The organism is Nitrospira sp. (genome assembly GCA_015709715.1).
GTDB lineage: Bacteria > Nitrospirota > Nitrospiria > Nitrospirales > Nitrospiraceae > Nitrospira_A.
The window spans coordinates 978,276-998,979 of record CP054184.1 but is presented as its reverse complement, the minus strand read 5'-3'; the positions used below and the strand labels follow the sequence as shown (position 1 = coordinate 998,979).

Genomic DNA, 20,704 nt, shown 5'->3' with positions numbered 1-20,704 from the left:
CGTGAGGGGGCTGTCCGTCCGGTCGGCTCTCAGGTGCCTCGCCGCGGCAAGAGATGTGGAGGTTCTTGGAGAGCTGTATATGAGAACACGTGTGCGTGAGGTGCCGCAGGAAACCATCCCTGTCGAATTAGGCGAACGGAGTTATCCGATCATCATCCAGCGTTATCTGCTTCGCGCCCTCGGGACGGAACTCCAACGAGTTGGCTGCAGCGGGAAGATCGGCATTGTGACCGATCGAAATCTCGCGAAGCACTACCTGCAACTGGCTCGCCGGGTATTGAAGGCAGCCGGGTATCACGTTATTCCGATCGTCTTGCCTCCAGGGGAGCGAACGAAGACGCTTCGTACGATTGCCACGATCATGGATGTGCTCGTTGCTGAAAAGTTCGAACGTGCTTCGACATTACTGGCGCTGGGTGGCGGCGTCATCGGAGATATAACCGGATTTTCTGCGGCGATCTACCAACGCGGAATCCCCTTTGTCCAGGTGCCCACCAGCCTGGTGGCCCAAGTCGATTCAAGTGTCGGAGGGAAGACCGGAGTGGATCACGCCAAGGGCAAGAATTTGATCGGTGCATTCAACCAGCCTCGTGCCGTGCTGATTGATCCTGTCACGCTGGAGACCTTGCCGATCCGGGAAAAGATTGCCGGCTTAGCCGAGGTGATTAAGTATGGAGTGATCGCCGATGAGCCTTTCTTTCGGTATCTTGAACACAACATGGAAGCGATTCTTGCACTCGACGAGCAGGCGATAACGCGGATCGTGAAACGCTCCTGCGAAATTAAGGCAGAGGTCGTGGCAGCCGACGAGCGTGAAGCCGATCGACGAAGGATCCTGAACTTTGGACATACGATCGGGCATGCGTTGGAAGCCATCGGCGGGTATCGTGGACTGATCCACGGGGAAGCGGTGGCGATTGGAATGGTCTGCGAGGCAGATTTGGCCAGGCATCTCGGTTACTGCAGCGAAGAAGTAGTCACTCGCTTGCAGGCCCTCGTCGCCAAGGCGGGGTTGCCGGTTCAGATGCCGCCGATGACGTTCGGTGCATTATGGACGGCCATGCGGCAAGATAAGAAGGTCTCGTCCGGAACGGTCTATTGCGTGGTGCCGACGCAAATCGGAACGGTACAAGTCGTGCCGCTAGAGAAGCAGCGCGTGCGTGCCTGGTTCGACGGGAAGCGAGCGCCACAGCGGAGAAAGTTGGCGAATCAACTTCAAGGGCCAGGCCGGTAGGAGCCTTCATGACGGCGAAACGGACGGTATCTCAATTGGAGCAAGCCCTTCGCGAGAAAACGCGAGAAGTCGATGTCTTGCATCGCATCAGCGAGTCGATCAGCAATACGCTCGATCTGGAAGCCGTCCTGCGTCACATCGTCGATATGGTAGTGGAGGTGACTAAGGCTGATGCCTGTCTGCTCTACTTACTATCTGACAACCGCGATGAACTCATTCTACGAGCTTCAAAGAATCCCCATCCCAAGTTGATCGGCCGCATTACGATCGGATGGGGAGAAGGAATTACCGGCTGGGTAGCCCGCGAAAGAACGCGAGTCGTTATCCCGAATAGCGCCAGCGACGACCCCCGATTCAAGTTTTTCCATAACCTGCCGGAAGACCGGTATCAGGCGTTCGTCTCCGTTCCCATCACGACCAAGCAGGAAGTCGTCGGAGTCATCAATGCTCAGCACAAACGACCGCGACGATACCGTCCCGACGAATTGGCGTTGTTGTCCACGATTGCGACCCAGGTCGGAGGGGCCATCGAGAACGCCCGGCTGTACGATCAAATGACTCGCAAAGCGCTTCAACTCGAGACCTTGTCACAGGTATCGGAAACGGTTTCTTCCAACCGGCTGATCGAAGACGTGTTGCAGCTGATCGTGACGATGACCGCCCAAATGATGGGGTCCAAAATCTGCTCCATCATTCTCCTCGATCAGGCGACAGGCGAACTGCGCATTGCAGCGACACAAAGTCTGAGTGAACAATATCGACGTAAGCCCAATGTGAAGATCGGTCAGAGCATCAGCGGACGCGCAGTCCAGGAGCGTCGGCCAATCATCGTGCCGGATGTCACCACGGAAAGTACGTATGTCTATCCTGACATGGCGGCCAAAGAAGGGCTCTGTTCCTTGTTGTGCGTCCCGATGCTGGTCCGTGAAAAGGCGATCGGAGTCATCAATACCTACACCTCCAAACCTCGCACGTTCACCACGGAGGATGTGAAATTGATGCAGGCGATTGCCAATCAAGCCGCCATCTCCATTGAACACACGACGCTGCTGGAGAAGTCGTTTGAGATGCAGGAGGCACTGCAGGTGCGCAAACTCCTGGACCGCGCTAAGGGTTATCTGATGCGGTCCAAGCGGCTCTCGGAAGACGAGGCATTCAAATTGATTCAGCGGCAGAGTATGGACCTTCGTAAATCGATGCGGGAAATTGCCGAGGCCATTCTCTTGGCAGGAGAAATCGAAGAGCGAGCGGATAAAAAGCGAACGGGTTCCTGATCCGCGGGCTCATACGCTCCAATCTCATCCTTACCGGTGGGTCAAGGTGTCGGTGTAGCTGCTGGCTTGCGTTGCCCTGCTTTTGGTGTGGTCTTGGGTGGGGCAGAAGGCTTTTCAGATCTCTGCCGACGTAAAGTGTCGAGCTCCTCTTTCAACTGTTGTAACTCCTCCGCCTGTTTGACGACCAAGTCCTTGGTCGCCTGTAGTTCCTGTTGAAGGCGTTGTTGCTCCCCTTCATGCGAGATTTTCGCCGGTGTCGGCTCCGTCATAGGCGCGGGAGACGGGGCACGCCGATGTAAGGCCTCGACCGCGATCGCCACACGAGGCCATTCCGGTTCAGTCACCATCCAAGGTTCTGGAGGATCGAGCCGGACGAGCGCCTCGCCTGGAGTGAACGAGAGGGTTGGCTGCCGAGAGCGGCTGTTCGCTGTGGGGGCGGTTCGGTAGTGGACAAGAGCGACTTGGATCGTCGTGTGATATGCGAAGAGATAGCCTTGTGTTGTCATCCCATCGTCTTTCACCATAAAGGTGATGCGCTGATCGGGCTGTGCCTGATGAAAAGCGGCCGAGACGAGCGGGGCGAGGAACTCCACTTCCTCTTGCGAGAATAAGGGAAAGGTGTCTGGTCCCGTAGTTCGATGTGGCCCGTCAAGACCTGAAATCGTCAGGCCTGTCAACAGCCGGGCTGTAACGGAAGGTGAAATGGTGGCCGGATGGGACGCGTGAAAAGCTTGGGGGGTGCTATACCTGGCAGTCGTGCCTCGGATAGACACGCGTTCCAGCGCCACAGTTCCCAGCGGACCCTGTCCGATAGGGGGCATGGTTGATAGAGCGCTGCAGGCGCTGATGACCAGAGAGGTGAGAACTATGGGCAATGTGAACTTCGGCCACATGAGAGCGGGATTCTACCATAGCCCTGCATCGAACGGCAGTTGCGTCGGGCGCCAGAGAAAGGATCTGCCGGGGAGAGGATCTGATTGACAGCTGGTTCGGGCCAGTGGTATACATGCGGTCGTTTTTCGGGGACAATGGAGTCTCCGACTAGTCATCGAACGGACAACGACGTCCTCCGATCCAAGGTGATGGGTCTGAGGGCGTTTTTTTTTGCTCGCTAGGACCAGTAGGATGGTTGGTATACGCAGTGGTGGGAGTCTCGATGCGCGTTTGTAGAATTGCCATGGCTCAAATGAATCCGACGGTCGGAGACCTCTCGGGGAATGTTCGCCGCATCGTGACCTGGATTCGCCAAGCCCGCCAAGCGCAGGCCGACCTCGTGGCATTTCCTGAACTCGCCATCACCGGCTATCCTCCTGAAGACCTGCTCTTCAAGCCGCGCTTTATCGATGACACCGCGCGGGCTTTGCAAGCTGTTGCCGCCGAAGCCAGAGGGGTGGCGGTGATCGTCGGATACGTAGGCCGGGAAACGGTTACGGCCTCGGGTGGAGAGCATCCAACCTCGCTGCAAACCACCGGGCGCCATGATTTGTACAATGCCGCCGCCGTCCTCTGCGAGCGCCGGATCGCCGCGAGCTACGGCAAGCGGCACCTGCCCAATTACGGCGTGTTCGACGAAAGTCGCTATTTTCGTCCGGGGCAACGACTCCCCTTGTTGGTGCTGAACGGCACGACGATCGGCGTGAACATCTGCGAAGACATCTGGTTTCCGGAGGGCCCGACGAGGCTGCAGGCGGCGGCCGGTGCCGAGGTCATCATCAACATCAATGCCTCGCCCTTTCATATGGGCAAGGGGGTGATTCGGGAACAGATGTTGGCCACGCGAGCGCGGGACAATCGCGTGATCGTGACCTATACCAATACGGTCGGCGGACAGGATGAGTTGGTCTTCGACGGGGGAAGCTTGATTGTGGACCACAGTGGCGCCATCCTGGCCCGAGGGAAGGCCTTTCAGGAGGATCTGCTCATCGCGGACTTGGATGTCGCCGCCGTGGGGCGTGCTCGCTTAGCGGCCGGTCGCAAACGGAGCCTGCCGCCTCGCGTGGCATCGTTGATCGATCGCATCGAGTTGCGACTGCCGGCCAGGAAATCGCGTTCCATCATCGTTCCGGCCTTGGAGTCTCACCTGGACCGCGTGGATGAAGCCTACCGTGCGCTGGTCTTGGGCGTGCAGGATTATGTGCGCAAGAATGGGTTCAAGCGAGTCGTCATCGGTTTGAGCGGCGGAGTGGATTCCGCGCTGACGGCGGCCATCGCCGTGGATGCTCTCGGGGCGGACAACGTGTTGGGCGTGTTTATGCCGTCGCCCTATACCTCGCGGGCCAGTCGGGAGGATGTGGCCGACCTGGGCCGGCGTCTCCATATCCAAGTCGACACTCTCTCGATTACCTCGACCTTCAAGAGTTATCTGCGCACGTTAGCCAAGTCCTTCAAGGGCCATCGGCCAGACGCGACGGAGGAGAATTTGCAGGCCCGCATCCGGGGCAACCTTCTCATGGCCTATTCCAACAAGTTCGGCCACTTGGTCCTGACGACCGGCAACAAGAGCGAGATGAGCGTTGGGTATGCGACGCTGTATGGCGACATGGCCGGCGGGTTTGCGGTGATCAAGGATGTGCCGAAGACCATGGTCTACGAGCTGTCGCACCGACGGAACGCGCAGGGAGCGATCCCGGTGATTCCGAAACGCATTCTGGAACGGGCGCCCACGGCGGAATTGCGCCCGGATCAAAAGGATGAAGACAGCCTCCCGCCTTACGCAGTGCTGGATCCCATTCTGAAGGCTTACGTGGAGGAAGATCGTGGCCCGGAGGACATCGTGGCGATGGGGTTCGATCAAGCGACGGTCGCGCGAGTGATCGCGATGGTCGATCGGAGCGAATACAAGCGACGCCAAGCCCCGTTGGGTATCAAGATTACCTATCGGGCGTTTGGGAAGGATCGGCGTATGCCAATTACGAATGGGTATCGATAGTCGAATGGGCAACGGCCGACAACGGCGTCGGTCATCAGGGCTGGCAATGGCGCCAGAGAGACAGGGCAGGCAGATCCGTCGGGACGAAAGCCTCGAGCGGAGTCACCTTTACGCAATCTCTTGGAGGCGCCATGGATATGATGGTCGGGCAACGGGTACGGGTGTGGGTAGTGGGGCTGGCGGTGATGGTAAGCGGATGGGGCGGCGCGGTGGGTGAATCGCGGGCCGGGACGACGGACGACCTGATGGATACGACCAAACATCCCGTATCCGTCACCATGGCGATGCAGGCCGACAGTTTCTTCGGGTTCAATCCATCCATTTATGGGACGTACGGGCTCACCGACGACATTGCGTTGGCGTTCAATTTCACCTATTGGACGATGATCAACGGCGTGGGCGTCCATGACAATGCCCCATGGCTCGAAACCGATATGGGGCTGAATCTCACCTTTCTGGAGAAGCGATTGTCCGTAACGCCGATGATCGGCTTCGTGCATGGCAGCCTGCTTTCCTCGCGCGGCGGCTTCTTCCCGAACGGCGGCGGCAGCGTCAATGAGCGCACGACGGCCTTCGAAGGATTCGTGCCCAACATCATCGCGAATTATATCGACAACCGGTTCGAGGGCGAGTTCTACCTAGGCTACTACAAAGCCATTCGGAGCGAGGGGGGCAGCGGAGGCGGCGGCGCGGTCGGCTGTTCGGGCCTGGTCGATACCAACTGCTTGGGGGCCAGCCAAGCCGGTGGTCGGGGCACCTGGGACTTCCTGCACTACTGGGTGAGCGGTGGAGTCAGGCTGAACAGCCTGTGGTCCGGCGGCGTGCATTACGAACATTTGCTGACCACTCGCGACAGCAGCGCACCCGGTGCCGCTCAAGACTACTACCGCTGGATCGGTCCCTATGTGGAGATGAAACTGCCGGGCGGCATGGCCTTCCGGTTCACGGCCGGAAAAGACCTGACAGACAATCAAGATTTCTATAAGTTGAAATTTACGAAGACGTTCTAGAGTCTTGCCGCCGCCTCCTCCTTCGTCTGCTGAAGGGGGAGGCCTGTCGGTCAACGGTGTCGCTGAAGGAGGAACAGAGTGAACGTACCGGCGCAACGGGGAACGGTGGTCGCGGGCGTGACAGTGGGACTCTTGATGGGCTCGGCCTTCGGGGCGGCGCAGGCCTATGCACAGAGTGCACCGCTCAAGGTCGATACGGGAGATACGGCGTGGGTGTTGATATCCTCGGCGTTCGTGCTGGCGATGCTCGTGCCGGGCTTGGCGCTGTTTTACGGGGGGTTGGTCAGGAGCAAGAACGTCCTGGGGACGATCATGCAGAGCATGATCATTCTCAGCGTCGTGAGTGTCCTCTGGATCTTGGTGGGGTACAGTCTGGCCTTCGGTCCCGATCAGGGCGGTATGATCGGCGGGTTGGACTGGATCGGGCTCAGGGGCGTCGGGGCCGAACCGCATCCGGTTTATGCCCCAACTATTCCGCACCAGGCCTTTATGTTGTTTCAATTGATGTTCGCGGCCATCTCACCCGCCTTGATTACCGGCGCCTTCGCGGAGCGTAAGCGCTTCACCTCAGTGGTGCTGTTTGCGGCCCTGTGGTCCCTGCTGGTCTACGTGCCGCTGGCCCATTGGATATGGGGCGGCGGTTGGCTGGCTAAGCTGGGTGCGTTGGATTTTGCCGGGGGCGCGGTGATTCACATCAGCTCCGGAGCTGCGGCACTGGTCTGTGCCCTCGTGCTGGGGCAGCGGCGGGGATACGGTACCGACTACATGGCACCGCACAATTTGCCGATGACGCTGCTTGGGACAGGGTTCCTCTGGTTCGGCTGGTTCGGTTTCAATGGTGGAAGCGCGTTGGGGGCCAATAGCGTGGCGGTGTCGGCTATTATCGCCACCCATGTGGCCGCGGCCACCGGGGCGATGGCTTGGTGCGGAGCCGAGTGGGCTCACCGTGGGAAGCCGACCGTGTTGGGCGTCGCGAGCGGCGCCGTGGCAGGGCTGGCGACGGTGACGGCGGCAGCCGGCTACATCAGCCCCTTGTTCGGCATTCTGATCGGTGCGGTCGCCGGCCTGGCCTGTTATGGCGCGATTGTTTGGAAGGGGCGATTCGGCTATGATGACTCGCTTGACGTCGTGGGGATCCACGGGGTCGGGGGGGTGATCGGGATCGTGGCCACCGGGCTTTTTGCGGATAAGGCCGTCAACCCAAGCGGAGCCGACGGGTTGTTGTTCGGGAATCCCGGTTTCCTGGGCGTCCAACTCCTTGTCGCGTTGGTTACGGCGGCCTTCACGGTCATCGGCACCTTCGCCATCCTCAAACTGGTCGATTCTCTGACGGGGCTCCGAGTGTCCTCGGAGGAAGAAGCCACCGGCCTCGATTTGAGTCAGCATAACGAACGGGCCTATTCGTGAACCACGCCATCGGCTGCGTGCGGGCGGCGAGCCTAGGAGGCAAGGATGAAACTAATCGAAGCCATCGTCAAACCCTTCAAGCTTGACGAGGTGAAGGATGCCCTATTGGAGATCGGCATCCAGGGTATGACCGTCACGGAGGTCAAGGGATTCGGCCGTCAGAAGGGGCATAAGGAAACCTACCGCGGCCAAGAGTACACCATCGAATTCGTGCCGAAAGTGAAAATCGAAGTGGCGGTCAACGACGGGCAGGTTCAGCGTGTCCTGGAAACGATCACCCGGGCGGCAAAGACCGGCAGCATCGGGGATGGCAAAATTTTCGTGCGCGACCTGACGTCGGCCGTTCGGATTCGGACCGGCGAAACAGGAGAAAGCGCCCTGTAACCATGTCGCACGCGTTGGATGCGGGGTCGCCCTTGTTGCATGAAGCGGGAGCGTTGCTGCCGGCCGACCTTCTTGCCGAACAGCGGCAGGCGATTCAGCAGCGCTTGTTGGCTGGAGCCTCCGGCGATGAAGTGGTGAACGCCACCACCGACCTTGTCGACGGGTTGATCATCGGACGGTATCGCACCGCGGCGCGAGCCGGCGGTGAAGGCCTCACGACGGTCGGGTTTCACCATTGTTGCCTGGTCGCGCTGGGGGGCTATGGGCGCCGGGAATTGGCGCCCCATTCGGACATCGATCTCATGTTCCTGTTCCATCCGGACGCGGCCAAGGCGATGCCCGACCTGGTGAAGCAGGTGCTCCATCCCCTGTGGGACAGCGGATTTCAAGTCGGGCACAGCGTACGGACGATTCAGGATTGCGTGGAATTGGGGTTGGCCGATCTGACCGTGCGTACCTCCATGATGGAGGCGCGGTTCCTCGCCGGGAGCGCCGAGCTGTTCCAGCAGTTCCATGCCCGCTACGCTCACAAGGTCGTCTCCACCGGGTTCGACGCCTATTTGGAGCAGAAAGTTACGGAACGGCAGCGGGAGTATCAGAAGTTCGGCGAGACCGTGTATCTGTTGGAGCCCAACGTCAAAAAAAGCAAGGGAGGACTGCGCGATCTGCATCTCCTCCAATGGATCGGGGCTGCACGTTATCACGCACCGACGATTCGCGAACTCTCCGACCGTGGCATCCTGTCTCCGGTGGACTATCACACGATCAAGGACGCGAGGGAGTTTCTCTTGCGCGTGCGCGCCTGCCTCCATGTTCGGGCGGGAATGGCGCAGGAGATTCTGACGTTCGACGATCAGGTGTGGTTAGCGCAGCATTGGGGCTTCACCGATCGGCCCCATCTGCTCGCCGTCGAGCAGTTCATGCAGCAATACTATCGGCATACGATGGGGCTGCACGTCGCGTCGATGCGGTTCGTCGATCGTTGTCGCCGTCGTTCTGTGTGGCAGCGTTTGAGCCGGTGGAGGCCGGCGACGAAGATTGATCGGCACTTTCTCGTCGAGGATGAAGCCTTGACCGTGCCGAAGGAATCGCGTGCGCAGGTGTTGGCCCAACCGGCAGCCTTGGTGACTTTGTTCGACCTGGCTCGGTCGCGCAATTTGAACATCGATCCCTCGTTGCTGGAAGACATCCATCGCCATGCGGAAACGCTGTCGCCCGAACGATTCCATACGCCGGAAGTCGGCCGCACGTTCATGTCGATCCTGGCGGGACCGGGCACGGCGCGGACCTTGGAGGCGATGCATCGCGCCCACCTGTTGGAAAAGTTGGTGCCCGCGTTCTCACGCGTACGGGGCCTCATGCAGTTCAACCAGTACCACAAGTACACGGTCGATGAGCATAGCCTGCTGGCTGTCGGCAAGGCCGAGGCATTAGCGGAGCATCAGGGCGCGCTGGGCGAAGTCTATCGGGAGATCAAGCGAAAGGACCTCCTCCATCTCGCCGTGCTATTGCATGATTTGGGAAAGGGACATGAGGAAGACCATAGCGAAGTCGGCAAGCGACTGGCGGAAGAGACGGCGGCGCGCCTCGGTTTCGATGAGCGCGAGCGCGCGACGTTGATGTTTCTCGTACATCGGCATCTGCTCATGGCCCATACGGCCTTTCGGCGCGACCCGTACGACGAGAAGGTGTTGCGGCCGTTTGTCCGTGAGGTGGGTACGCCGGAAGTCTTGCGCAAGCTCTTGGCCTTGACCGCTGCCGACATTGCCGCCGTTGGCCCGGATGTGTTGACCAAGTGGAAGGAATCGTTGCTCGTGGAGCTGTACGGCCGCGCCATGCAGGAGGTGTCCGGCGAACGAGACAGGGCCGATGGGCCGGAACGCCTGGCCAGGGTTGCTACCGAGGTGATGCACCAACGGGAAGCGGTGACGGACTTGCCGGAGGACGACAGGTGGATTCGTGGGGAGTTGGAACAGTTTCCTCCACGCTACCTCTCTGGCACCGCGCCGCGGCGCATCGCCGCCCATCTGACCGCGATTCGTCGTCTCCAGCCGGGGGGGGTGGTGATTGACACGGAATTTCATGCCGACCTGGGTACGTGCGAATACGCCGTGGTGGCGCATGACGACCTAATTCCCGGGCTGTTCTCCAAGATCGCCGGGGTCATGGCGGCGAGCGGGTTGCAGATTCTCGACGCGCAGATCGTGACGCGACAGGATGGCGTGGCGGTCGATACCTTCCAGGTGACCGATCCGGATTATCAGGGGGCTCCGCCCGCCGAACGGCGAGAGTCGATTGCCGACACGATTACGGAGGTCTTGACGGGGCGCCAGTCGATCGAGTCGGTGATGCGACGCGGATCCAGGCTCAATATGGGCCGATCACTCCCGGTCCATCGGCAGCCTGCGGAGGTGCGGATCGACAATGAAACGTCCGACCGCTTCACCATCTTGGATGTATTCGCGGAGGACCGGCAGGGGTTGCTCTTCGTCATCACCAACGCTATCTTCCAGCTGGGGTTGTCGGTTCACGCCTCGCGTATTTCCACCAGATTGGACCAGGTGGCAGACGTGTTTTATGTGACTGCGGAGGGCGGCACGAAGATCGACGATCCGGTTCGTCTGGAAGCGGTGCGCGCGGGGATTCTCGGCAAGATCGAAGCGTTTCTCACTGTGGATGCAGCATAGGGTTTAGGGCGCAGACAGTCATTTCATGGGGGGTTGAAAGGAGGAGGGGGATGAACGTTCGCGAAGTCTTAGAGATGGCCAAGAAGAATAAGGTCCAGGTCGTGGATTTGAAGTTTGTCGACCTGATCGGGACCTGGCAGCATTTCACCGTTCCCGTCAGTGAACTGACGGAAGGGTTGTTCAAGGACGGCTCCGGCCTCGACGGCTCGTCGATCCGCGGCTGGAGGGCGATCAACAACAGCGACATGCTGCTGATTCCGGACCCCGCCACCGCCTGTATGGATCCCTTTTGTTCCGTACCGACGCTGAGCCTCATCGGCAACGTCGTCGACCCGATCACCCGTGAGATGTACGACCGCGATCCGCGGTATATCGCGCAGAAAGCAGAGAAGTATCTGCAGAGCACGAAAATTGGCGATACCTCCTATTGGGGGCCGGAAGCGGAATTCTTCATCTTCGACCATGCCCGTTATGATCAGACGAACCACAGTGCCTACTACTACATCGATTCCGACGAGGGCGTGTGGAACATGGGGCAAGAGGGCGTCAACCTGGGCGGCAAGATCCGTCACAAGGAAGGCTACTTCCCGGTGGCACCGACCGACACGCAGCAGGACATCCGGACCGAGATGGTCCTCGAAATGGAAAAGGCGGGCATCGCCACTGAAAAGCATCACCATGAAGTGGCGACGGCAGGCCAGGCGGAAATCGACATTCGGTTCGACAGCCTCGTGCGCACGGCGGACAAGATGATGATGTTCAAGTACATCGTCAAGAACGTGGCACGGCGCCATGGCAAGACCGTGACCTTCATGCCGAAGCCGATCTTCGGCGACAACGGGTCCGGCATGCATACCCACCAGAGCATCTGGAAGGACGGCAAGCCGCTGTTCGCGGGGAAGGAATACGCCGGCGTGTCGCAGCTCTGCCTGCATTACATCGGCGGCATCTTGAAACATGCTCCGGCGTTGGCAGCCTTTACCAACCCCTCGACCAATTCATACAAGCGGTTGACGCCGGGCTTCGAAGCGCCGGTGTTGCTGGCCTATTCCAGCCGTAACCGGTCGGCGGGCATCCGCATTCCGATGTACTCACCGAGCCCCAAGGCGAAGCGCATCGAAGTCCGATTCCCGGACCCTGCGGCCAATCCCTACTTGGCCTTCTCCGCCATGCTCATGGCGGGTTTGGACGGCATCGAAAACAAGATTAATCCGGGCGAGCCAGCAGAGAAGGACCTCTACGATCTCGAGGCCAAGGAAGCGGCCAAGATTCGGACCATGCCGGGCAGCTTGGACGAGGCCCTCAGCCACTTGGAGAAGGATTATCAATTCCTGCTCAAGGGCGGGGTGTTCAGTGAGGATTTGATCGAGGCCTGGATCGGGTATAAGCGCGCCAAGGAAGTCGATACGATGCGTCTGCGGCCGCATCCGTACGAGTTCTTTCTGTATTACGACGTGTAGCAGCCGCCTTCTTCGTTGCGGGCGCTTGACGGCCGAACGGAGAGGATGGTATAGGTAGTCCCTGCGGATGAGCCCAGGCAACGGCGCCTGATCTGAACTCCGCACCACAACGGGTACACGGACAAAGGCGTCCGTCATTCTTTCGGGAGTGGCGGACGCCTTTTTATTTGCAGCCGACGTGGTCGTCGGCACCGACATCAGACAAGGCACTGGGAGCCTTGTAACCAGGGACATCGACGTCCTCTTCCCGTCATCGGGATGAGGACGTTTTTTTTGACCCGAGCGCGCATCTTTCACAGGAGGTCACGATGGAAAAGGACGCAATGTGCGAGGCAATCAAGGCGCAACGGACGAACAGGAAAATCACCATCGCGCAGGTCGCCGAGTCGGTCGGGAAGAGCCCGACCTTTGTGGCGGCGGCGTTGAACGGCAACCATCGCCTCTCTCCCGACGAGGCGTTGAAGGTCGGAAGCCTGCTGGATTTGGACAAGGAGCAGATCGCTGCGTTGAGTCGCTTTCCCGTGCGCGCGGACTTTCCGATTACCGTCGATCCCTTCAAGTATCGGCTGCTGGAGGTGATCGGCGTGTACGGCGACGCACTGCGGGAGATGGCCAATGAACTGTTCGGCGACGGCATCATGAGCGCGATCGACTTCACCATCGACATGGAGAAAGTAACCGGCAGCCAGGGCGAGACCCGCTGCAAGATCACGCTGAACGGCAAGTGGCTGGAGTACAAGACATTCTGAAGGGGTATTCGGCGAAGAGACCGGGACAACGGCGTCCAGGTCGATTGCTCCCATACCTGTGAATCGGACAATGGCGTCCGGCGCGTTTCATAGGGAATCGCGGACGCCATTTGTGTTTGTGGAGGATGAGATGCCCACTGTTCTTATGACGGACCGGCACAAGAAGAACCCTTTCGGAGCAGGACGGAGGCTGGCCGCATCGGCCCTGGCGACAGGCGTGATCCTGCCGGCCTGGGCTCATGCGGAATCATCGGTGGGCCAGTCGCTGTCGGTCAGCGGGCCGGATACGGCATGGGTGCTGATTTCTTCGGTATTGGTCTTGGCGATGACCGTGCCCGGCTTGGCCCTGTTCTACGGCGGGTTGGTGCGCAGCAAGAATGTCCTGGGCACTGCCATGCAGAGCTTCGCGATTCTCTGCGTGGTCAGTTTGCTCTGGGTGCTCGTCGGTTACAGTCTGGCATTCGGTCCCGACATCAAGGGACTTATCGGCAGTGTGGACTGGATGGGCTTGAGCGGAGTGGGTTTGATGCCCCATCCGACCTACGGTCCGACGATCCCTCATCAGGCTTTTATGGTGTTCCAGCTGATGTTCGCGGCAATCACACCCGCGTTGATCACCGGCGCCTTCGCCGAGCGGATGAAGTTCAGCGCGGTGCTGATGTTCTCGGCTCTCTGGTCTCTCGTCGTCTACTGTCCCGTCGCCCATTGGCTTTGGGGGGGAGGGTGGTTGGCCGGTCTGGGGGCCTTGGACTTTGCGGGCGGAGCGGTGGTGCACCTGAGCTCGGGCATGAGCGCCCTTGTGTGCGCCTTCGTGCTCGGGGCCCGGCACGGATATGGAACGGATTATATGGCGCCGCACAATCTGCCGATGGTGTTGCTTGGAACGGGATTACTCTGGTTCGGGTGGTTCGGATTCAACGCGGGCAGTGCTCTTGGAGCGAATCAGACAGCCATCATCGCGTTCGTGGCCACGCACGTGGCCGCCGTGACCGGGGCGCTCAGTTGGATGACGGTTGAATGGTGGCATCGCGGCAAGCCGACAGTCCTGGGGATCGCCAGCGGGGCGGTCGCCGGTTTGGCCATGGTGACGCCGGGAGCGGGGTATGTCGGTCCGTTGTCCGCCTGCGTGATGGGACTTATTGCGGGCGGGCTGTCGTACATGGCCATCATGAACAAGGGGCGTCTTGGGTACGACGATTCGCTGGATGTGGTCGGCATTCACGGGGTTGCCGGTGTGGTGGGGATTCTATTGAGCGGTATGCTGGCATCTACGGCGGTGAATTCCGATGGCGTCGACGGACTGCTGCGGGGAAATGTCTGGTTTTTCGAGGCACAGGTGTTGACGGTCGTCGTGGTTGCATTGTTTTCCGCGATAGGAACCTGGGCCATTCTCGCCCTCGTGGATAAATCGGTCGGATTACGTGTGACTCCCGAGGAAGAGCAGATGGGATTGGATATCAGTCAACATAACGAGCGAGCCTATTCATAAGGGAGGAGGCCATGAACATGCTGCAAGAAGAAACAGCGGACGTGTCTCTGAGCCACAGCCGGCTTCTGGAATTGTTGCGCGAGCGAGGCCCCCAGACGCTCGATAGTCTCTGCGCAGTGCCCGATTTGGGGTGGGCGCAGGTGCTGATGGCGGTTGATCATCTGAGCCGGTCGCAGCAAGTGAGCCTAGAGATGATCGCTCCTCGCGAATATCGGGTGTCGTTGATGGAAAGGCAGGAGCCATGACATCGGCCGACCACGTCCTGTGGCTACTGATGTCCACGACGCTCCTGCTATTGATCGTGCCGGGCATCGCGTTGTTCTACGGCGGCATGGTGAGGAAAAAGAACGTCATGAACACGATGGGGCTGCCTTTCGCTGTGCTGGCCATCGTCTCTCTCGAATGGGTGTTTCTTGGAGATCAAGCCCTCTTCCACCTCGGAAACGCGAATCCGATCGGACAGGCAAGCGATGGCAGCCTGTTATGGTCGGCCTATCGCGGTGTGATGGCCTCGATCGCATTGGCCTTGGTTGCGGGAGCGATTGTGGAACGGGTCCGCTTCTCCTTCTTTCTGGTGTTCGGGGCCTGTTGGGTGTTGGTCGTGTATCTCCCTCTGTCCCATTGGTTCTGGGGAAACGGGTGGTTGGCAAGCCTGGGCGTGTTGGATTTTTCGGGGGGCGCCGTCATTCACGTTAGCGCGGGGGGCAGTGCCCTCGTGATGGCGATTGTGCTGGGTCCGCGCCGGGGGTACGGCCGGATCGAGATGATGCCGAACCACTTGCCCTTCTCGTTCTGCGGAGCGGGACTCATCTGGGTGGGTTGGTTTGGATTCACCGGCGCCGCCGTTTCGGCCTCAATGTCAACCGTCGCAGGGGCGTTCGTGACCATTCAACTGTCGGCGGCCGCGGCAGCGGCTGCCTGGACGGCGGTGGAGTGGCTTCAACGGGACAAACCGACCGCCCTAGGATCCGTGAGCGGGGCTGTCGCGGGGCTGGTGGCGATCACGCCGGCGGCCGGCTATGTCGGACCTCTCTCGGCGCTGGTCATCGGGATCGGAGCCGGAGGGTTGTGTTACATGGTCGTGAACTACGTCAAACTCATCCTGGGCTATGACGACTCGTTGGACGTCTTCGGCATGCATGGGGTCGGAGGGACCTGGGGGATGATCGCAACGGGGTTGTTTGCGTCGACAGACGTGAACCCGAGCGGAAGCGACGGTCTGTTCTACGGCTACCCGTACCAGTTTGCCGTCCAAGCCCTAGCGGTCGGCGCGGCCTGGGCGTTAGCCGGAGCAGGGACATGGCTATTGCTGCGGCTACTCATGTCGATGTTGCCGTCTCGCGTGGCTCAGGAGGGGGAAGTGCTGGGCTTGGATCTCTATGAGCATGGAGAGAAAGGATATACAGGTTAACCATGGCGATCATTCACGATGATATCGGTCGGCGAAGGTTTCTTAGTCAAGCCGTCATGGGGTTTGGGCTTGTGTTTGGGATGGGGCTCTTGGGGCTACGGTTCCTACAGTTCCTCGTGCCGTATCGCACAACGCGACAGACGGAAGCAGTGTTGATTGGGACCGAATCGCGGATTCCGATGGGAGAGGCGGTCTCGATGGATCTTGGCGGGCAAAAGATCCTGGTGCTCAAGACGGAGGAAGGCGTGGCCGCGTTCTCCCGACGCTGCACCGATCTGGGATGTCTCGTCTCCTGGAATCGAGAGCGCCAGCAGTTCATTTGCCCCTGTCACCAGGGGACTTTCGATAAGACGGGAAAGAATATCTCCGGGCCTCCGCCCAGACCGTTGGATCGCTTGGACCTGGTCAAGCGCGGGGAACAGCTCTATGTGAGCATTCAGAGCACATAGCAACGGAGGGATGGGTTCGTCGTTGAATTTTGAGTGTGAACGTTGAATTGCGATCGGAGATGCGCACCCACAGTCATCGCTCCACCGGAAGGATGCCACACATGACCTCGATGGGTACAGGGGCGGCGGAGAGTCAGCCGGCCGGAAAAGAGAAGAACTGGATCGACTACATTCAGAAAGATCTGCCGGAACACCTGGAGTGGTGGCCGTACACGCTGGGTGCCATCCCGCTGACACTGTTCGGGATTCTGGTCGGAACCGGTCTGTTGCTGACGTTCTATTATGTGCCGTCTCCCGAGAAGGCCTACGAAAGCGTCGGCCAGATTACCAACGAGATCTACCTCGGCTGGTTCGTGCGCGGCTTACACAAGACGTCCGTGGATCTCATGATTCTGTTCCTGCTCTTTCATGTGATTCGGGTGTTCCTTACGCGAGCCTATCGGTCGCCGGGGGAATTGAAATGGGTAAGCGGGTCGCTGGTGCTGTTCGTCACCTTCGGCATGGGCTTCACCGGCTATTCGCTGGTCTTCGACAACGTGTCCTACTGGGGCATGACGGTGGTGACCAATATGATCGGGATGCTTCCCGTGGTCGGGACTCCCTTGTTGTACCTGTTGCGAGGTGGTGAGGAGGTGTCCGGTATGACTCTGCTCAGGCTCTACGATCTTCATACCAAGCTGCTGCCGGTGCTGCTCGGAGGGTTGGTGCTCGGCCACGTCGTCATCGTGCGTCTCATGGGGTTCACGAACGTGGAAGGGAGCCGGCACTTTCACCCGTTTTATCCTGAGCACACGCTCAAAATGGGAGCCATCGCCGTGGGGTTGCTGGTATTGATCGTAGACCTGGTCATGATCTTCCCTCCGATGCTGGGGCCGCCGGCTAATCCACAGGAAGTGGCATCCGATGTTTCGCCACCCTGGTATTTCTCGGCGCCCTACATGTGGATTTCCCTGTTGCCGGGGCCAGTCGCCTTGTGGAGCCTCCTTGGCGGGGCAGGTGTCTTTGTGTTGTATCCCTTCATTGATCGAGCGCTCTCGGAACGAGGATGGCAGATGGAAATCGTCAATGCGATTGTCGGAACGATCGTCGTGGGGGCGGTTGTGTTCTTGATATATCTGAATATGCAGATGTGATGACAGGACTGTGGGAAAGGGAAGGACAGACCAATGGACGAACCAATCAACCATGAGATACACCCCCAGACCGAGCCAGCGTCCGCGGATAACAGCAAGAAGAACTTTACCCGCTATATGATCGGCGGCCTCTGCCTGGTGTTGTTTCTCGCGCTCACCGGCGTCGGGTACGTGCAGGTGGAGGAGCGGCGCGGCGGGGGCGTCAGACCGTTTGTCTCGGCCGAGAATAAGAAGTGCATCGATTGTCATGTCGCGAAGGATGTGGGAGTCGGAGGAATCAACGACTGGAAAACCAGCCGTCATGCCACGAAAGGGATCGGCTGCGTGGAATGTCACCGCGCCGAGAAAGGCGATGCGGATGCCTACGGTCATGAGGGGTTTCTGGTGTCCACGCTGGTGACACCGAAGGACTGCATGCGGTGCCATGATAAGGAAGCGCAGCAGTTCGACAAGTCTCACCATGCGAAGGCGGCGCAATTCATCGGGTCGCTGGACAACTTTCTGGGCAATGTGGTCGAGGGTCCGGAAGTGGGGACGACCGGCTGCGCCGGCTGTCACGGGAGCGTGGTCAAGGTCATGGAAAACGGCAAATTGCACCCTTCCACCTGGCCGAATAGCGGGATCGGCCGAGTGAATCCGGACGGTTCGAAGGGCACCTGTGCGGCCTGCCATGGGAGGCACAGTTTTTCGATTGCGCAGGCACGGCAGCCGGAAAGTTGCGGACGCTGTCACATGGGGCCCGATCACCCTCAGATCGAGGCCTACATGGAAAGCAAACACGGCGTCATGTTCACCGCCAACAAGGACAAGATGAAGCTGGCCGAACCGTCCGACAAATGGCACCCTGGCAAGGATTATCTGTTTCCCACCTGCGCCACCTGTCACATGAGCGCGACGGGAACGCAGGAGGTGACACACGACGTCGGCGATCGCATCAGTTGGACGCTACGCCCGGTCGTTTCGACCAGACTCGAGCATTACCAGGACCGACGCAAAGCCATGACGCAGGTGTGCTCCTCCTGTCACAGCAACGAAATCGTGGAGCGGTTCTTTACTCAGATGGACGGCGGCGTGGCCCTCTATAACGAGAAGTTCGGCAAGCCGGCCAAGGAGGCGATGGATCGGCTCAAAGAGCTGGGCAAGATCACGCCGACCCCGTTCGATGAAGAAATCGAGTGGGTGTTTTATGAACTCTGGCACCATGAAGGGAGGCGGGCGCGACACGGGTTGTCGAAGATGGCGCCGGACTACGTGCACTGGCAGGGATTCTATGAAGTCGCCAAGCACTTCTACATGAAGTTTCTGCCGAAGGTGCGCGAACTGTCGCCGCAAGTCGCGAAGGAGCTGTTGGCGCGGGAAACTCACCGATGGGTGGAGAAGGGCCTGAGCAAGGAGGAAATTGCCCAGATGTTGGAATTCTACGACAAGGAGATGCAAGGGAAACGCGGTGGCAGTTCAAACGGAGGATCGTGATGAACAAGATCGAGGCGATCAAGAATGAGCATGATGGATTGGCGGTGGGGGAGAGGATTGCTCACTTCGCGAAGGCCGGGTGGGAATCGATTTCCGAGGCCGACGTCCAGCGGCTCAAATGGTATGGCCTGTTTCTGCGCAATCCGACACCAGGCCATTTCATGCTTCGGGTGCGTCTACCGGGCGGCCAAGGAAACGGCGCCCAGCTTCGTGCGTTGGCGGAGATTGCCTCGACCTATGGGAACGGACTTGTGGATGTGACCACCAGGCAACAGGTGCAAGTGCGGCACTTGACGATCGAGCACGTGCCGGTGGTGTTCGCCAAACTGGCCGAGGCGGGCCTCACCTCGTTGCAAACCGGCATGGATTCGGTCCGCAACGTCATGACCTGTCCGGTGGCCGGATTGAACCCCAACGAGCTGTTGGACGGCACGGACATCGTGCGCGCCATCAATCGCGAGGTATTGAGCAATCCTGCCTATACGAACTTGCCGCGCAAGTGCAACATCGCCGTCACCGGCTGCCCGGACAATTGCCTCCACACGGAGACGCAAGATATCGCCCTGGTGCCGGCCTACCACGACTTGGGCCACGACAAGTGTTATGGCTACAATGTACTGGTCGGCGGCAAGCTGGGATCCGGCGGCTATCGCATCGCGAGCCCATTGGACATGTTCGTCAACCCGGCTGAAGCCTTCGAGGTCTGCCGGGCCCTCCTCCACATCTATCGTGACCATGGACCGCGGGAGAACCGCACGCAAGCGAGGCTGGCCTTTCTCGTGGAGGCGTGGGGGGACGCGCGGCTGCGTCATGAAGTGGAGATCCGTGTCGGCCGAAATTTACCCACGGCCGGCATCGATGCGCGCGGCGCGGCGGAACGTGACCACATCGGAATCTTCCGGCAAAAACAACGGGGGCTGAACTACATCGGCCTCAAGATTCTGGTCGGTCGCGTGAAGGCGAACGACTTGCTCGGCATTGCCGCCTTAGCTGAACGATATGGCACGGGCGAGGTGCGGCTGTCGCCGGGGCAAGCCTTCGTCATTCCCCATGTCAGCGACCGGCTCGTGGGCGAATTGGCCGAGGAGCCCCTGGTCAAACAATTCGCCTATAACCCCTCGCCGCTGTATAAGGGGCTCGTCAGTTGTGTGGGCAGCGACTATTGTGACCTGGCCGTCATCGAGACCAAGAGCCGCGCCGTCGAGACAGCGCGCGCGTTGGAGCGGAGGCTTGGGGAGGGGCTCAAGCCGATCACCGTCCATTGGTCGGGCTGCCCTGCAGGTTGCGGGAACCATCTCGTAGCCGATGTGGGGTTATTGGGAAAGAAGGCGAAGGTGGGGGGCAAGGTGGTGGATGCGGTCGATGTCTTCGTCGGGGGGCGTTCCGGGCCCGATCCGAAGGCCGCGATCAAGATCATGGAAGACGTACCCTGCGACCGGTTGCCGTTCGTGCTGGAGATGCTCATGCCCTACCACACGCGGGAAAAAATGCACCGTGTGCGCGGCAAGGCGGCGCCCAAGGCGAGTAAGGCTTCGGCTCCTGGGAGTGAGACAGCTGCGGCGCCGGCCAGCCTCACGCCGCAACCCTCTTCTCTGTAAGCGTATAGGCTTGAGAC

At 59.8% G+C, this 20,704-nt stretch carries 17 protein-coding genes; 16 read left to right on the top strand and 1 reads right to left on the bottom strand.

From position 1 onward, the window contains the following. Positions 1–79: 79 nt before the first annotated feature. Together HRU82_04590 and HRU82_04585 are read left to right on the top strand one after the other, a co-directional pair. Positions 80–1,234 (top strand): 3-dehydroquinate synthase, encoded by a 1,155-nt coding sequence (locus HRU82_04590; GenBank protein QOJ34271.1) that lies wholly within the window; start codon positions 80–82, stop codon positions 1,232–1,234. 8 nt (positions 1,235–1,242) lie between these two features. Further along, positions 1,243–2,508 carry a GAF and ANTAR domain-containing protein gene (locus HRU82_04585; GenBank protein QOJ34270.1) on the top strand — a complete coding sequence of 422 codons (1,266 nt, stop codon included), beginning with the start codon at positions 1,243–1,245 and terminating at the stop codon, positions 2,506–2,508. Positions 2,509–2,549: 41 nt separating this feature from the next. Here HRU82_04585 and HRU82_04580 read toward each other — a convergent pair whose 3' ends face one another. Then, on the bottom strand, positions 2,550–3,185 hold the full coding sequence (locus tag HRU82_04580) for a hypothetical protein (GenBank protein QOJ34269.1): 636 nt from the start codon (positions 3,183–3,185) through the stop codon (positions 2,550–2,552). A 479-nt stretch (positions 3,186–3,664) separates the two neighbouring features. On the opposite strand from HRU82_04580, the gene HRU82_04575 reads away from it, so the two are divergent. From HRU82_04575 to HRU82_04510, 14 genes are all read left to right on the top strand, one after another. Further along, positions 3,665–5,437 carry an NAD+ synthase gene (locus HRU82_04575; GenBank protein QOJ34268.1) on the top strand — a complete coding sequence of 591 codons (1,773 nt, stop codon included), beginning with the start codon at positions 3,665–3,667 and terminating at the stop codon, positions 5,435–5,437. 131 nt (positions 5,438–5,568) lie between these two features. Continuing rightward, positions 5,569–6,447, top strand: a complete 879-nt coding sequence (locus HRU82_04570) for a hypothetical protein (GenBank protein ID QOJ34267.1) — start codon at positions 5,569–5,571, stop codon at positions 6,445–6,447. Positions 6,448–6,582: 135 nt separating this feature from the next. Further along, complete coding sequence (locus tag HRU82_04565) at positions 6,583–7,854, top strand: ammonium transporter (protein ID QOJ37108.1); 1,272 nt, start codon at positions 6,583–6,585, stop codon at positions 7,852–7,854. Positions 7,855–7,899: 45 nt separating this feature from the next. Next, entirely contained in the window at positions 7,900–8,238 is a 339-nt protein-coding gene (locus HRU82_04560) for a P-II family nitrogen regulator (GenBank protein ID QOJ34266.1), read from the top strand. Between the two features lie 2 nt (positions 8,239–8,240). Further along, positions 8,241–10,925, top strand: coding sequence for a [protein-PII] uridylyltransferase (gene glnD / locus HRU82_04555; GenBank protein QOJ34265.1), 2,685 nt, complete (start codon positions 8,241–8,243; stop codon positions 10,923–10,925). Positions 10,926–10,975: 50 nt separating this feature from the next. Further along, positions 10,976–12,385, top strand: coding sequence for a type I glutamate--ammonia ligase (glnA, locus tag HRU82_04550; GenBank protein QOJ34264.1), 1,410 nt, complete (start codon positions 10,976–10,978; stop codon positions 12,383–12,385). Between the two features lie 308 nt (positions 12,386–12,693). After that, positions 12,694–13,134: a cyanase gene (cynS, locus tag HRU82_04545; protein ID QOJ34263.1), complete on the top strand. Its 441-nt coding sequence runs from the start codon at positions 12,694–12,696 to the stop codon at positions 13,132–13,134. Between the two features lie 145 nt (positions 13,135–13,279). After that, positions 13,280–14,623, top strand: a complete 1,344-nt coding sequence (locus HRU82_04540) for an ammonium transporter (protein ID QOJ37107.1) — start codon at positions 13,280–13,282, stop codon at positions 14,621–14,623. 11 nt (positions 14,624–14,634) lie between these two features. Then, positions 14,635–14,868 carry a hypothetical protein gene (locus HRU82_04535; protein QOJ34262.1) on the top strand — a complete coding sequence of 78 codons (234 nt, stop codon included), beginning with the start codon at positions 14,635–14,637 and terminating at the stop codon, positions 14,866–14,868. Beyond that, positions 14,865–16,034, top strand: coding sequence for an ammonium transporter (locus HRU82_04530; protein ID QOJ34261.1), 1,170 nt, complete (start codon positions 14,865–14,867; stop codon positions 16,032–16,034). Before HRU82_04535 ends, HRU82_04530 begins: the two co-directional genes overlap by 4 nt. A 2-nt stretch (positions 16,035–16,036) precedes the next feature. Then, complete coding sequence (locus HRU82_04525) at positions 16,037–16,483, top strand: Rieske (2Fe-2S) protein (protein QOJ34260.1); 447 nt, start codon at positions 16,037–16,039, stop codon at positions 16,481–16,483. Positions 16,484–16,584: 101 nt separating this feature from the next. After that, positions 16,585–17,616, top strand: coding sequence for a cytochrome b N-terminal domain-containing protein (locus HRU82_04520; GenBank protein QOJ34259.1), 1,032 nt, complete (start codon positions 16,585–16,587; stop codon positions 17,614–17,616). 33 nt (positions 17,617–17,649) lie between these two features. Continuing rightward, complete coding sequence (locus HRU82_04515) at positions 17,650–19,089, top strand: cytochrome C552 (GenBank protein ID QOJ34258.1); 1,440 nt, start codon at positions 17,650–17,652, stop codon at positions 19,087–19,089. Further along, on the top strand, positions 19,089–20,687 hold the full coding sequence (locus tag HRU82_04510) for a ferredoxin--nitrite reductase (GenBank protein ID QOJ34257.1): 1,599 nt from the start codon (positions 19,089–19,091) through the stop codon (positions 20,685–20,687). Before HRU82_04515 ends, HRU82_04510 begins: the two co-directional genes overlap by 1 nt. Positions 20,688–20,704 lie beyond the last annotated feature (17 nt).